The 13,163-nt window shown below is 43.5% G+C and carries 15 protein-coding genes; all 15 read left to right on the top strand.

What is annotated here, in order from left to right; genetic code table 11:
* The first annotated feature begins 60 nt into the window (after positions 1–60).
* Positions 61–1,398 (top strand): hypothetical protein, encoded by a 1,338-nt coding sequence (locus D2962_RS09520; protein ID WP_122014836.1) that lies wholly within the window; start codon positions 61–63, stop codon positions 1,396–1,398.
* A 213-nt stretch (positions 1,399–1,611) separates the two neighbouring features.
* The gene (locus tag D2962_RS09515; protein WP_122014835.1) at positions 1,612–2,130 is read left to right on the top strand and encodes a hypothetical protein; all 519 of its coding nucleotides are present in this window, start codon (positions 1,612–1,614) and stop codon (positions 2,128–2,130) included.
* Positions 2,120–3,508, top strand: a complete 1,389-nt coding sequence (locus D2962_RS09510) for a DEAD/DEAH box helicase family protein (protein WP_122014834.1) — start codon at positions 2,120–2,122, stop codon at positions 3,506–3,508. Before D2962_RS09515 ends, D2962_RS09510 begins: the two co-directional genes overlap by 11 nt.
* Entirely contained in the window at positions 3,501–5,012 is a 1,512-nt protein-coding gene (locus D2962_RS09505; protein ID WP_122014833.1) for a phage portal protein, read from the top strand. The genes D2962_RS09510 and D2962_RS09505 overlap by 8 nt, the downstream gene beginning before the upstream one ends.
* Positions 5,009–6,010, top strand: coding sequence for a hypothetical protein (locus D2962_RS09500; protein ID WP_122014832.1), 1,002 nt, complete (start codon positions 5,009–5,011; stop codon positions 6,008–6,010). The genes D2962_RS09505 and D2962_RS09500 overlap by 4 nt, the downstream gene beginning before the upstream one ends.
* A gap of 14 nt (positions 6,011–6,024) precedes the next feature.
* Positions 6,025–6,183: a hypothetical protein gene (locus D2962_RS17565; RefSeq protein ID WP_162991178.1), complete on the top strand. Its 159-nt coding sequence runs from the start codon at positions 6,025–6,027 to the stop codon at positions 6,181–6,183.
* A 40-nt stretch (positions 6,184–6,223) separates the two neighbouring features.
* On the top strand, positions 6,224–7,675 hold the full coding sequence (locus D2962_RS09495; RefSeq protein ID WP_122014831.1) for a hypothetical protein: 1,452 nt from the start codon (positions 6,224–6,226) through the stop codon (positions 7,673–7,675).
* Between the two features lie 196 nt (positions 7,676–7,871).
* Positions 7,872–8,255 (top strand): DUF2190 family protein, encoded by a 384-nt coding sequence (locus tag D2962_RS09485; protein ID WP_122014829.1) that lies wholly within the window; start codon positions 7,872–7,874, stop codon positions 8,253–8,255.
* Positions 8,256–8,269: 14 nt separating this feature from the next.
* Positions 8,270–9,313, top strand: coding sequence for a phage major capsid protein (locus D2962_RS09480; protein ID WP_122014828.1), 1,044 nt, complete (start codon positions 8,270–8,272; stop codon positions 9,311–9,313).
* A 177-nt stretch (positions 9,314–9,490) separates the two neighbouring features.
* Positions 9,491–9,844, top strand: a complete 354-nt coding sequence (locus D2962_RS09475; RefSeq protein WP_122014827.1) for a hypothetical protein — start codon at positions 9,491–9,493, stop codon at positions 9,842–9,844.
* A gap of 1 nt (position 9,845) precedes the next feature.
* Complete coding sequence (locus tag D2962_RS09470) at positions 9,846–10,226, top strand: hypothetical protein (RefSeq protein WP_122014826.1); 381 nt, start codon at positions 9,846–9,848, stop codon at positions 10,224–10,226.
* Position 10,227: 1 nt separating this feature from the next.
* Entirely contained in the window at positions 10,228–10,638 is a 411-nt protein-coding gene (locus D2962_RS09465; RefSeq protein ID WP_122014825.1) for an HK97 gp10 family phage protein, read from the top strand.
* Positions 10,638–11,480: a hypothetical protein gene (locus D2962_RS09460; RefSeq protein ID WP_222927493.1), complete on the top strand. Its 843-nt coding sequence runs from the start codon at positions 10,638–10,640 to the stop codon at positions 11,478–11,480. Before D2962_RS09465 ends, D2962_RS09460 begins: the two co-directional genes overlap by 1 nt.
* Before the next feature lie 10 nt (positions 11,481–11,490).
* The gene (locus tag D2962_RS09455) at positions 11,491–11,682 is read left to right on the top strand and encodes a YqzN/YkzM domain-containing protein (RefSeq protein WP_122014823.1); all 192 of its coding nucleotides are present in this window, start codon (positions 11,491–11,493) and stop codon (positions 11,680–11,682) included.
* The gene (locus D2962_RS09450) at positions 11,683–13,152 is read left to right on the top strand and encodes a phage tail sheath family protein (RefSeq protein ID WP_122014822.1); all 1,470 of its coding nucleotides are present in this window, start codon (positions 11,683–11,685) and stop codon (positions 13,150–13,152) included.
* The last annotated feature ends 11 nt before the right edge of the window (positions 13,153–13,163 follow it).

The following is a 13,163-nucleotide window of genomic DNA, read 5'->3' as shown; positions in this document are numbered from 1 at the left end:
GATATGATACAGATAACGCATAACAATCGTAAAATTGTAAAAGTTGGTAGGAGGTTGCTTATGGGCATAGAATTGAATAATACAATGAATCGTTTCATTACTCAATTACAATTAATTGAAAAAATAATAGAAGAGTCAAATGCTGAAAAGGTAGAGAAAGACGTTGAAATATTAGAACTAAGAGATTTAGTTTATGCTATATTTGATAGAAAGTTTGATGAGTATTTTACACAAAATAATATAGAAGATGAAATGGCTCGTGGTGATGCAAGGGAGCAATTGTATTCACTTACAGATTTTTTAATTGAAAAAAATCCTATAATGAAAAAAATATACAACAGTATTAAAGTTAGTAAAGATGAAGATGGTGAAGTATCTCTGACATCTGATAGTCCAGGAGTAATGAGCTACATAATGGAAAGAATCAGAGAAGATGATTCAGAACCAAGTTTTCATAAAAAAGATTTAATAAATCAATCCTCTGTTATAAGTGTGTGTATTTGCTTAGAAACTCTAGTTTCAGAAATACTACGAGATTTCTATTTGAACTTATATGAGGGGGATTTAGTTGAAAATAAAACCGTAACATTTAAGCAAATGAAGGAATTCGGAAATATTAATGATGCACGTTTGTATTTGATAGACTCAGAGATTGACAGTATTTTTAGAGGGAGTTTTAAGAGTTGGTTTTCATATATTAATGATAAGCTAAAAATTAGTGACAATTTTAAGGATGAAAAGCAAACTGTTGAGTTAATTAATGAATTGTATCAACGAAGAAATTTATTTGTACATACAGATGGATATATTAATGACTACTATTTAAAAAATGTTTCAAAAGAGTATTCTAATTGTGTAAAAAAAGGAGAAAGAATTAATGCCGATTATAATTACATAGTGAGCCGTATAAAGCAAGTTGAAAGATTGGGATGGATAATATATTATCAATATAGTAAACTAATACATAGAGATAATTATAAACGTATGTTTAATGATGTAAATGAATTATTGCTAAAATATATGGACAGAAATTGTGACATTATTCCTAGTATATATCAATCTATTTATAAATTTGACAAGATGGATAGACACAGTCAACTGATTGCAAAAGTAAATTATTATTTATATTACAAAATAAATGGCAGAGTCGATGAAATAAGAGAAGAGTTAGAAGCTATTGATTTTTCTATGCTAAATAATAATTTTATTATGGCAAAAGCTATTATACTCGATGAAGAAGATGCTTTTGAAAAGACTAAAGCTGCTCTAGATGATGTTGATGATGACGATTTTTTATTTATGTTTGAATGGCCATTGTTAAAATTGGTTAGGAATAAAGAACCATATAAAGAATATTTTAAAAAAAGGTTAAATAAAATTTTTGAGATTCAAGAATAGGAGGAGAAGAATGAAGCCTATTAAGAACAAAAATAAGGATTTAAAAGTCGGAAACTGTTCAACAAAAGATAAGAGTATAAAATATACTGATTATAAAAACATAAGAAGATAAATGAAAATTTAAGAGCTCCTAACTTGGCTCTTTTTTCATGCCTGTGTTACCGTAACAACCGTAACAGTAACAACCGTAACAGTAACAGGGAGGTGGCCCGGATGCCGGCTGGGTATTCTTCCCGGTGCAAGGTTTGTAACAGCCAGCACCGGGTCGAAATTGAAAAATGGGCGAAAGAAGAAGGGATGAGCCCAAGAGCGCTCTCTTCAAGGCTTAAAGAAGAATTCGGCGAAGATATAAGTTATAAATCTATTTGGCAACATCTCAATGAACATTTCGATATAAAAGCTGAAGCGAGAGAACAGTATCGGAAAAGTAAAGAGCAAATGCAAAAAACAGTCAAAAAACATCTATCAGATATAGAAATGCTTGATAGTATTGCTCAAAGCAACTATGAACTATATCAAGGAGTCAAAGCATGGCTTGAAGAGATATTAAAAGAAAAGGCTAAAGCACCCCCCAAGTCGTTAGTAGATTTATTGTCAGCAACAGCATCAGAAGTTAGACAGCAATTTAAGCAAAAACAAGAGCTGTTAGGAGAAAGTCCCGAAAAAGATGCTTTGGAAAATCTAGCGGACGTGTTAAAAGAGGCCTGGGATGTGCTAAAAGATGAAAAATGAATTGGTCCGAGGCATGATCCAATACATCAAAAGGCCGGTACTGTTTGTTAGAAATGTACTCCATGCTGAACCTGACGATTGGCAAGCTGAAACCTTACAGGCTCTTGCAGACTACCCACGGGTAGCAGTGAGGTCCGGCCATGGTGTAGGGAAAACAGCCCTCGAAGCCTGGGCACTTTTATGGTTTTTATTCACGAGGCCTTTTCCAAAAATACCTTGCACAGCGCCGACCAGAGAGCAGTTGCATGACATACTGTGGGCAGAAGCGGCAAAATGGCTGGAAAGAGCACCAGCTTTAAAACCATATTTCGAATGGCAAAAAACAAAGATTGTTCAAAAACAATATCCAGAGCGCTGGTTTGCAACGGCCAGGACATCAAATAAACCGGAGAATATGGCAGGGTTCCATGAGGAACACCTGCTTTTTATTATAGACGAGGCCTCTGGTGTGGCTGATAGCATATTTGAGACTATAGAAGGTGCACTTACAACATCGGATGCAAAGCTGCTTATGTGCGGAAACCCGACGAAAAACAGCGGCGTATTCCACGATGCATTTTTCAAGGACCGTGCTCTGTATTGGACCCGGAAAGTCTCATGTCTGGACAGCCCGAGAGTTACACAGGAATATGCTGAAAGATTAAAAAGAAAATATCATGAGGACAGCGATGTATATCGAGTGCGTGTCCTCGGTGAATTTCCGAAGGCCGAACCGGATACGTTCATACCACTGGATATTGTTGAAGCGGCAACAATGCGAGAAGCTGAACCTGACGGAGTTTTAGAAATAGGCGTGGACGTCGCAAGGTTTGGTGATGATGAAACAGTATTAGCGGCAAGAGTAGGGTTGAAGTTGGTATATCTCAAAGCATACAGTAAACAGGATACAATGGTCACGGCAGGCCATGTAATAGCACTGGCAAAGGACCTTATGAGAGAGTATGGAAAACCAAAATGCATCGTAAAAATTGATGATGATGGTGTAGGCGGTGGTGTTACAGACCGGCTACGGGAAATTGTTAGAGAAGAAAAGCTTTATATAGATATAGTTGATTGTCATAACGGAGGAACACCGGAGGATCAGGATCATTACGAGAATTGGGGTACTGAAGCATGGGCACATTTGAGAGATTTATTACAGGAAGAGCAGATAGAATTGATTAACGACGATGATCTCGTGGGTCAATTAACCACAAGAAAATATCGAATTACCAGCAAAGGTAAGATTGCATTGGAGACTAAGGAAGAAATGAAGAAACGGGGATTGATGTCACCGGACAGGGCCGATGCAGTGGTTCTTGCTTTTGCTAAACCAACCACAGGCAATTATGATCCGACAGCTATAAATATTTTAAAAGGTGTGAAGATATATGGCTAAACCAAAATGGCTTACATGGGCTGTAGGCGAAATATCAAAGTTAAGAGACATATTCAGCTTTACCGGATGGAGATTATATACCGGCACTTATGCCACGCCGTATCGACTTAATTCCAGCCGTGTGGATTATCCGAAAGCTCGGGCCATTTATGAGAACATAGATGATGCATATAAGCTCGGTGCCGGGTTTGCAAAGCCCGTTATCAATACGACTGTGGGCTTTATGGGTGTGCCGCACTTTCGAAGCGAAGATCCGGATGCTCAGGCCGTGCTGGACGACTTTTTCGGTGCAAATGTAAGCCGGATGCAGCAGACTCACCGTAATGCTATGCGAGACGGGGACTGTTTTGTCTGGATAACCCGGGAAGAGACGGAAGATGCAGCGCTGTATCCTGAGACAAAGGCCAGGCTGGTATATAACATCATTCCACCAGAACAGGTGGTGCAAATCATCAGAAACCCAATTACCGGGTCGGTTCAAGAGTATGTTCTTAAATCCGAACATATCTGGCTTGATGAAAGTAATAACACAAGACGATGCGTTGTTACTCAACGCATTAGCGGAGACCATCGCATGATACAAATAGATGGTGATACACCGCCGGATATACAGCCGGGGGAAGAAAGGAACCCATGGGGATTTATTCCTATAGTGCATTTCAAGAATGAAGGAGACGAAACGAAAGAATTCGGTCAATCGGACCTTGAACCGATAGAGCCATTTTTGAAAGCCTATCATGATGTTATGCTTCATGCCATACAGGGATCTAAGATGCATTCAACACCACGGTTGAAACTTAAACTTAAAGAAGTTGCACGATTTTTAGCAAACAACTTTGGTATAACAGATCCGGCGGAATTTGCGGCAAAGGGTGGAACAATTAATTTAGATGGTCATGAGCTTTTAATATTCCAGGATGAAGAAGACGCTGGATTTATTGAAGTCAATTCAGCTATAGGAGATGCAAAGGATTTATTGCAGCTCCTTTTTTATTGCATTGTAGACACATCAGAAACTCCTGAATTCGCTTTTGGCGTCCATACACCAAGTAGTTTATCAAGTGTCAAGGAACAGATGCCTATACTGGTCCGCAGAATAGCGAGAAAAAGGGAACACTTTACCGAAGCATGGCAGAGATTGGCTCGAATCGTACTGGCAATGACGGCCCAAGCGGAAAACAAAAGGTTCTCAACATATGCCACAACCCTTGAATGGGACGACATAGACCCGAGAGACGGAAAAGATGTGGCCCAGGAACTTCAGTTAGTAACCCAGGCTTTAAACACTGCTTTGCAGGGTGGATTCATAAGCCTTGATGCCGCAGCGCAATTCCTGAGTCAGTATATCGAGACTATGAACGATTATATCAGTGATGACCCCGAAATCCCCGGTGAAAGGGAACGGATCATGAAGACCAGGCTTATGATGATGCGATTGGAAGATGGGCAATTCCTGACAAGCCAGAAAGAAGAAATAGACAAATTGCTGGGTGGTAATGCATGAGCCGGGAAATAGATGAGCTGAAAAGTACCGCCGGTGATTACTGGCGGTGGGCCCTGGAAGCTCGAAAACTATATATCGACCTGCGGTTAAGACAGGACCCGGAGATACGAAGCCTATATATCAGAGCAGCAGATAGAATTGCGGAAGAATTGCGGGAGATGGCCGCTTCCACGCCGGGTGCCATGCTGAGGAAAAGACATCTTGAAGCAATGGAGAAACTTTTGCGGCAGGAAGCTGAGAAACTTGCCGGCCAGTTTAAAAACCAGATGGATGAGTATATACAAACCGCCGTCGAAGCGGGGGTGGGATATACCAAAAGCATTCTATCTTCTTTATTCGAGGAAGCCGGAATTAGTACCGGGCATATGAATGCAATGCTCGCAGGAGTAAACCGCCAGGCAGTAGAAGCATGCTGGGCCAGAACTAAAAAAGGGCTGTTCCTATCGGACAGAATTTGGGAGCAGGGAGAAAACCTGCGTGGAACCATTCGGGACATTATTCAGGAATCTGTAGCCATAGGTCAGGATGCAGTGAAAACAGCCAGAATGCTGGAAAGATACGTAAAACAAGGAAAAAAAACTTTAGCCAGTGAGTATCCCAAAATGATGGAAAGAATGGGCGGCAGAATTCCAGGAGATATCAGTTATGAAGCTTTGCGGCTTGCCCGCACAGAAACAACGGCAGCCTTCGGTGAAGGAACAATAGCGGCGGCCCGGATGTCGCCGAGCTACAAAGGAATGAAGTGGATACTATCGAAGAGCCACCCCATAACTGATATTTGTGATGACCTTGCAGCACATGATGAAGGCCTTGGCAAAGGAGTATATGCTCCCGGGAACGAACCGCCGTATCCTGGACATCCGAATTGCCTTTGCATATTGGTGCCGGTGCATGAGGAGCCTGAACAGTTTGTCAAACGATTAAAGAAGTGGAGATCAGATCCAAGTAGTGATCCTGAACTTGAAAAGTGGTATAATGATATATACAAAAAAATCTGACAAGGAGGCACCATATGCCATTCGGGATTGAAATAAGTTTTCCGGCAGAGCCAACAAAAGAGGACTTAAAAGAACTAAGACGACAGGTAGCCCATGATATGTTTCAGGTGATTGATGGCAACAAAGAGAAAGATAAAAAGCCAAAAGAAAATTATAAGCACCAAGGCAAATAGCCAAGGTGCTATTATTTTACCCTGATAAGGAGGTGAAAAAGTGAAGTTTACAATATCAAAGTCTGTCTCAAATGCATCCTGGGGAGATGTAGATAAAGGCCGGATATGGCAAATTCTAAAACAGGGGATAGCCGAAGGAGCCGAAGGGATAACAGAGGCTGTAAAAGAAGTCTATGCTGTAATTAAAGCAGAAGTGAACAAAGACCTTACCCAAGCCGATTGCTGGGGACCTCACCACGAAATAAGAGAAGACGGAACAATTGTCCTAAACCGTTCTGGCCTTATAGCTGCAGCTGCAGCATTGTCGGGTGCCAGAAGCGAGCCAAACCTCACTCCAGAGCAAAAAGCTCAGGTCAGGCGTCACCTGCTCCGTCACTACAGGGAGTTGGAAATGCCGGTGCCTGAAAGTCTTGCCGGTGAAATGGTAGCAGTGCAGGCCATGATATGTGGTGAAATTAAAGTTGAAGATATACCACTGGCACCATGGGCTAATCTTGATACTCTCAAAGCTGGAGACACAGAGCCTCTTGAGATTGTAGTCGAAATTCCTGCAGGTAAGAGCAAAAGAGGATGGAACTACCGCCCAGAAGCACTCCAGGCTATTGTAGGCGAGGTCATGTCTCAAGGTCTTCCTGGATTTTTAGGGCATCAAAAGCCAGAAGATGTGGATCATCAATTCCCGACACCAGTAACGCATTGGGTAGGTGCTAAATGGGACCCTTTTACGAACAAAGCATATTTCAGAGGTGTGGTTGATAAGGCGGCGGCAGACCTAAAGCGATGGATAAAATCCAATGTAGTCCGCACTGTGAGTATTTTCGGCCTTCCAAAACTTCAACAGGTAGCAGGGGAAACTCAGGTGGTTGATTATCAGCCACTAAGCATTGACTGGACACCGCTAGGTAGGGCAGGAATGCCTACAGCAGTGGTGGCTATAGGCGAGATGGATGAAATTATAAACAATAATGGAGGTGTAAAAATGAATTGGAGAGAGTTAATCGCACAGCTTAAACAGATGCTGACGAATAAAGATGTGACTTTGAATCAAGTAGTAGGTGAAATGGGCTTTACAACCCAGGAATTAGCCGGAGAAATGAAAGAAATTAAAGAGGCCTTGGAGGCAAAAGAAACCCTGGGCAAAGTTAAAGAGGCTTTGGGAGTATCCGGCGAGATGGACATAATTAAGGTAGCTGGAGAAGCCAAAAAAGCTCTGGATGAGAAGACGAAGGCAGAACACGAAAAACTCATCGATGAAGTCATCAAGGATAAGATTGCTGGCGAAATGGCGCAAGGCTTGATTAAGAAAATGCTTCATGTAGCGGATAATGCAACGAAGGAACAAATAGCTGGAGAAATAGACGCATTACTCAAAGATGAGACCTTGAAAGATGCATTCAGCAAGCTGTACATTGATAAACCAGCAGGTGCAGGTGCTGGCAATGGTGAACCAAAACCCAATGGCTTACTTAGGACCAAGAAGGTGGCCATATGAGCATAGTAAGGTTCAATCCTCAGTCACAAACTTTTGTGAGCCAGAAAAGCAATGGGACCTTTGCTCCAAAAGCAGTGTCTCATCAAGGGATAATCTCAAATAGGCCACCGCAGAAGTCAGGACATCAAATAATATCCCAACATCCAATAACTGCTAATATAGCGGTTAAAATTTTGCATTGAGGAGGTAATGAATCATGGGAAGAAAAATAAGTGATGGGCTTTCCGTTAAAGTTATGGTGCCCGAAAATACCACGATAGAGCAGGGTAAATTCTATGAACTGGATGGCTTCTTTGGCTTGGCAGTCCAATCGGTAACCACAGCAATAGGCCAGACTGCACAGGTAGTGCTCAATATAGAGCAGGCCGAATATGAAACATCACAGATTACAACCACCGATGCATTTAATAAGGGCGATAAAGTTTACTGGAATGCAACGACAAAGCTACTTACTACGCAGGCTAATCCTGACGCCAGCGGCAATCCACAGAATAGACCTGTGGGCAGAGTTACAGTTGCCAAAGATGCTAACAATGTAATCTGGTTTATACTTGGACCGCAGGTCCAGGCACATGCTTAATGGAGGTGGAATGAATGAAGATAATTAGCATTGAAACGTTAAAAGAAGAAAGACGCAAGAAGACCATCGAAGAAAAGGTCCCATATTTCATCAATGGCGAAATGAAGACTGTAACCAAAAAGATGGTCAACGGGGAAATGGAGGTACTGGAGTTTTCCAAACCCGTTGGCGAAATGCTCACCACACCAGCTGGGCTTGACAGCATAGTTCAGAAGACCGTCATTGACCTTGAACTTGGCCGCGAGGCGGTGCCACTGCTATATGGGCCTATATACCGCAGAATGGAGGATCCAAATTTTTCAGAGTATGTTGACATAGCACCCTTCACATATGCCCAGGTGGTATTCCTGGAACATATGGAGCTTGAGGAAGTCAAATTTGGCTCCAGAAAAGTAGGCCTAAAAGACACAGTACCTATCATAACCTACGCTGCTGGGCTGCAGTGGACAGAGGATATGATTGAATATGATAAAACATGGCAGATAACCGAGGCCAACAGGGCCATGGGTGAAGCCTATAATGCATTGCTGAACCACATTCATTTATATCCTATATTGAGCTATAACTATCCGGCTAAAAATAAAACCGCAGCTGATACTACTGGTGCGACTTTGCTGGAGAAACTCCGCAATACAATTAAGGCCGGGCTGATACATGCAAGTCAGGATAAAAACACCGATACTGGTGCTCCCAGACGGCCTACGGTACTTTTTGCTCACAGCTCCCGACGGTGGGATATAGAAGAATGCTTGCAGAGGATGCAGATTGGCGGAACCGTGTATCCCGCTATCAGCCAGATTGACACTCTCATATTCTACGATGGATGGAGCACAGTTGTTGGTGAAAAGTCATATGAATATCCCGGAGTAGATTCCGGTAAGGCATATCTCATCGAGCCGCAGAAATACTTCCGTGAACTAGTGAAGCATGACCTGCGTATAGATGCCGGTGGCGCGGATATAACCAGGCTTGTTGAGGATGCCATAGTAGGCAGGGCAAGGCGGGGCGTGGTGGCTTCTCCCGCAAATTCTGTGGAAGAATTAACTCTGCCCAGTTAAAGCGGGTGATATGAATGGCAAAATGTAAAGATTGCGCCCGGTATCCGTGGGTGCCGGGCGCTGACCTTTCTATGCTGCCAGCAATGAAATGCCATCAAGACCTTCAAGCAAGGAAATGGACTGCTGAATCTATAGAGCTTGATAATAATTGCCCTAAATTCAAGGCGGTGATAAACAATGACGCCGACGCCGGAACTAAGAACAAGGCTAAGGAAACTCCTAAACGAGGTAATACCACAAGGCGGAAGTGAAACAGACACGAGGTTCCTGAATGCAGACCTTGATACACTGCTTATAGAAGCTGTAAATATTTATTCTGCTGCAACTGCCGGTTGGACAATGAAAGCCGGAATGCTTCAACAGGAGCTAGGGCAGATTGAACAGTATTCAGTTGGAGAAGAAACATATAAAGTTGTTAATTTGACGACGGCTATAAATGCAGCTCTTAAGATGGCCGAAACCTATAGCCGTATGGCTGCCAGCGGTATGGGGAGCATGATATTGAGGATTACACCGCCGGAGGTGCTGTGATATGGATTTGATTAGCCTTCGGCGGCAGCATGTTGCATGGGCAATTCAGCAGAATCCGGTGACAATAACCATCCAGCGAACCGAGAAGGTCGATATGGGTGGTTATTTTAATGAGGTAAAAAGCACAAAGGGTCCCTTTGCGGTAAGAATTTTTACAGAAGGGAATAGAGTACCGCTTGATGTTTCAACACTGGCAGGAACGAAGCAAATTGATAAAGGTTGGGGCTTATTGGCTGATTATAATGCCGATATAAAGGCGGGGCCTAACGTACTGGATGAATTTGATACACCTGTGGGGCATTTCATCATTAAAGCGGTTTATCCTCAGTATGTGCAGGGGCAATTGGTAGGATACCAAGCCGACCTGGAGAAGGTGAGCTGAAATGGCACTGGGCGATGGAGCAATAGAGTTTATTGAGCGAAAGAAAGCTGAGATGTATGGACTACTGCAGGAATGGGCGGGAACAATGGAAGGCTATGCAAAAGAGCACGCCGCCTGGCGAGATAGAACTGGCCATGCAAGACAGAGTATACACTCTGATGTAGAGAGAAATGGTAACAAGTTTATCTTGTATCTTTCGCATGGTATGGAGTATAGCGGATATCTGGAATCTGGCACACCACCCCATATCATAAGACCAAATAGAAAGAAGGCCCTATACTGGCAGGGGGCAAAGCATCCAGTAAAATTAGTCCATCATCCTGGAACAAAATCTTATGCGATAATAGGACCAACTATAGATACTCACATCGGCAGAATTAAAAAGTCGGTCCTTGATTTGTGGAGTGAATAATGATGCGTGAAGCCATAAGACAGCATTTGATAAATCAAATACCGGAAATAAAAGGATGCTTTGAACCTCATGCAGCTACGGCAAAGACTCAAAAACCATATTTGATCATCCGGCAGGGCATGGATACGGAAGAAACTCCATGGACCGGCTTTAGGAGAATTATCGAAGTATGGCCCTATGTATCAAGAACGACGTTTATCAACGTTGATACTTTGGCCGAAAAAGTAATCAGGGCTTTGGATGGTCAGCTTCTTACAACTCAGGCCGGAGAAGTTTTTACATGCCACTATCTCGGAACTGCTGGTGATGATTTTGTAGACGAGGACTGGGATGCCATAACACGAGGCCTTCGGTTTGCCGTAATGGCCCTGCAGCCAGTGACGGTGCCGGAAACAGTGGCCGATGACCCGTGGCTTGATAAATTGGCTTTGTGGACAGCTAATGTCATGGGTGTTGATTGGACCATATATAGAAACTTCTGGCCCTTGGGTTACAAAAGGCCGGCAGTGATGTGGAGAATAACAAACATTGAGGTTAGGGAAAAGGGAACAGCCATGTTTGAAGTGAGAAAGAGATTCACCGGGCATATTTTAGGCAGAACACCGAACGAGCAAATAGCAGGGGTTATGACCATATTACAGGAGATGGGGAATGCGATCAAAATTCCCCTTGATACGATGAGCAGAAAGTATATGACAATAAGCAACATGGCTTCAAATATGCAACAAGATGCCATAACCGCAGGGCAAATATCGTTAATCCTGGCTAGAAATACAAACAGACCGGCGGAAGATGCACCGCTCATTATGGGTGTGCATAATTCAGGATTTATCAATGATTGAGGTGATATAAATGGCTGATAAAAAAACAGCGGAGGTCCAGCCCAAGTACTCCCGTGAAGAGCTTCTGGAAAATGCGGAAGCTCTTTTCAATTGTAAGCCGGAAGTCATCGCGGGAGCGCTGCATGGGAATAAGCAAAGAGAGTTTACCGTAGATGAAATGAAAAAGTTGATTAACGACTTTCTTAAGAGGAAGGTGGTTTAAATGAGTGGAGGAACATGGAGTGCGACCGAACTGCCGGTACTCCCGGGCCTGTATCTCAATTTTCAGGCTGCAGCTCTGGCGGCAATTCAACCCGGTGCCAGGGGTATAGTCGTAGCTCCTGTGAAAGCTCACTGGGGCCCGGTCAGGCAATTCGTTGAAATAACCAGCGAAGCCGGGATTACCGAAAACTACACTAATGATGAAACAAATGGAGCCACTGCTTCTACTACACTACGGTTTGCCTTATTAGGAGGAGCAAAGAAGGTTTTAGCCTACCGATTGGCAGATACGAATGCGGCAAAAGCTACTTTGACTTTGCAGGACACAGCGGCGACACCAGCAAATGTCTTGAAGCTTGATGCTAAGTATGAAGGTGCCAGGGGCAATAATTTCAAAGTGACGGTTCAAGTAAACCCAATTGATGGTACAAAAAAAGATATCAAGCTCTATGAAGGCACTACACTTCTTAAAACCTTTACCTTTGTCAGTGGGACCATCCAGGCGGCGGTAGATGCCATAAATAATGACACCGAAAATAAATGGATTATCGCAACAAAACTGGCCGAAGGGACAGGAATACTAAAAGATGTGTCTGATCAAGTTTTTACCGGCGGAAATTCCGGCATATCTGCTATAGCGGCTCAGGATTATACGAATGCATTGACTGCTTTTGAGACGCAGGAATTTAACCTGCTGACACTGGACGGCATAGCGGACTCTGCTATCCAGACCAGCGTTGTGTCGTGGGTTTCCCGGGTGAGAAGCGAGGGCAAGGGCGTCATAGCAGTCTTAGGTGGTTCTGCAGCCGACGATACTGCAGCCGATGCCGTAAATAAAGCTACTACACGGAGCGCTGGCTTTAACCATGAAGGCATTGTCAATGTCGGTGTAGGTGGTAAGTTGGATGGCGTGAGTTATTCCAGTGCACAGGTAGCAGCATATGTAGCCGGCCTTATTGCCGGACAGAAACTGAGCGAATCTGCTACCTATGCGGTTACACCTTTCGATGATGTAACCAGGCGGTGGACTAGAAGTGAGATGGAGCAGGCCGTAAATGGCGGGGTGCTTCTGCTGTTCCACGATGGACGGCAGGTCAAGGTCCTTCGGGGCATAAATAGCCTTGTAACTCTGCGTCAAGGTCAGAACAATTCCTGGAAGAAAATCCGCACTATCAGGGTAATGGATAGCATTAATGCCGACCTGGTTAGGACCGCCGAGGACGCTTATATCGGCAAAGTAAACAACACCGAAGAAGGCCGGTTAGCTCTCATCGGCGCTTGCAAGGAGTATATGAGGACGCTTGCCCAGGCTGGGGTAATAGAGGCCACCGGATATGATGTATATCTCGATCCGGATTATTACGGCCCGAACGCAATGCTTACTCCTGAGCCTGATCAGGTGTATCTTAAATATGAGGCCAGGCTCACCGACACCATGGAAATTATACTCGGGACCTTCACGGTCCTGTAGGGGGTGGTATA

The sequence above is a fragment of the Biomaibacter acetigenes genome, assembly GCF_003691585.1.
GTDB lineage: Bacteria > Bacillota > Thermosediminibacteria > Thermosediminibacterales > Tepidanaerobacteraceae > Biomaibacter > Biomaibacter acetigenes.
This window is presented reverse-complemented; position numbering and strand designations above follow the sequence as displayed.

What these genes read in the sequence shown, in the direction of transcription:
- D2962_RS09500 (WP_122014832.1), top strand. Translation starts at nt 5,009, where the DNA reads ATGAGCCGGGAAATAGATGAGCTGAAAAGTACCGCCGGTGATTACTGG.
- D2962_RS09465 (WP_122014825.1), top strand. Translation starts at nt 10,228, where the DNA reads ATGGCACTGGGCGATGGAGCAATAGAGTTTATTGAGCGAAAGAAAGCT.
- D2962_RS09450 (WP_122014822.1), top strand. Translation starts at nt 11,683, where the DNA reads ATGAGTGGAGGAACATGGAGTGCGACCGAACTGCCGGTACTCCCGGGC.
- D2962_RS17565 (WP_162991178.1), top strand. Translation starts at nt 6,025, where the DNA reads ATGCCATTCGGGATTGAAATAAGTTTTCCGGCAGAGCCAACAAAAGAG.
- D2962_RS09515 (WP_122014835.1), top strand. Translation starts at nt 1,612, where the DNA reads ATGCCGGCTGGGTATTCTTCCCGGTGCAAGGTTTGTAACAGCCAGCAC.
- D2962_RS09510 (WP_122014834.1), top strand. Translation starts at nt 2,120, where the DNA reads ATGAAAAATGAATTGGTCCGAGGCATGATCCAATACATCAAAAGGCCG.
- D2962_RS09470 (WP_122014826.1), top strand. Translation starts at nt 9,846, where the DNA reads ATGGATTTGATTAGCCTTCGGCGGCAGCATGTTGCATGGGCAATTCAG.
- D2962_RS09505 (WP_122014833.1), top strand. Translation starts at nt 3,501, where the DNA reads ATGGCTAAACCAAAATGGCTTACATGGGCTGTAGGCGAAATATCAAAG.
- D2962_RS09485 (WP_122014829.1), top strand. Translation starts at nt 7,872, where the DNA reads ATGGGAAGAAAAATAAGTGATGGGCTTTCCGTTAAAGTTATGGTGCCC.
- D2962_RS09480 (WP_122014828.1), top strand. Translation starts at nt 8,270, where the DNA reads ATGAAGATAATTAGCATTGAAACGTTAAAAGAAGAAAGACGCAAGAAG.
- D2962_RS09520 (WP_122014836.1), top strand. Translation starts at nt 61, where the DNA reads ATGGGCATAGAATTGAATAATACAATGAATCGTTTCATTACTCAATTA.
- D2962_RS09455 (WP_122014823.1), top strand. Translation starts at nt 11,491, where the DNA reads ATGGCTGATAAAAAAACAGCGGAGGTCCAGCCCAAGTACTCCCGTGAA.
- D2962_RS09475 (WP_122014827.1), top strand. Translation starts at nt 9,491, where the DNA reads ATGACGCCGACGCCGGAACTAAGAACAAGGCTAAGGAAACTCCTAAAC.
- D2962_RS09460 (WP_222927493.1), top strand. Translation starts at nt 10,638, where the DNA reads ATGATGCGTGAAGCCATAAGACAGCATTTGATAAATCAAATACCGGAA.